We start from the raw sequence: 534 nt of genomic DNA, 5'->3' as shown, positions 1-534 counted from the left end.
CCGAGGCGTTCCTCGTGCGTTCCGGTGACCGGTGGGAGATCGGGTGCCGTGATCGTCGGGCATGGGTGCCCGACCTCAAGGGCGTGCACCTGCTGGCCACCCTGGTATCCGAGCCCGGGCGGGAGTTCCACGTGCTCGACCTGGCGGGGGCCGGGATCGTCGAAGCGGGCCTGCCGGTCCTGGACGACGAGGCCCGGGCGGCGTACCGCCGTCGGCTCGCCGACGTCGAGGACGACCTGGCGGAAGCCGAGCGTGACAACGACGAGGCGCGGCGGATCCTGGCGGAGCGCGACCGCGACTACCTGATGGCAGAGCTGTCGAGCGCGGTCGGGCTCGGCGGTCGGTCGCGGCGATCGGCGGGCACCGTGGAACGCGCCCGCACCAGCGTGACCCGCTCGTTGCGGTACGCCCTGGCCCGGATCAGCGAGCAATTGCCCGACCTGGGTGGCCATCTCGACGCGGCCGTGCGCACCGGCACCTGCTGCAGCTACCGCCCCGACCCGGTGACCCCGCTCGACTGGCGGGTCACGAACT

General features: G+C 73.2%; 1 protein-coding gene. It reads left to right on the top strand.

The window, feature by feature from the left end; all coding sequences use genetic code 11:
- Nucleotides 1-65 precede the first annotated feature (65 nt).
- On the top strand, nucleotides 66-534 hold a 469-nt coding region (locus ACOADB_RS24415), incomplete at its 3' end, for a hypothetical protein (RefSeq protein ID WP_378604932.1).

Origin of the sequence: Nocardioides sp. CPCC 206348 (assembly GCF_048654705.1) — a bacterium.
Lineage (GTDB): Bacteria > Actinomycetota > Actinomycetes > Propionibacteriales > Nocardioidaceae > Nocardioides.
Note: the sequence above shows the minus strand (reverse complement) of the source record. Positions and strands in the feature narration are given on the sequence as shown.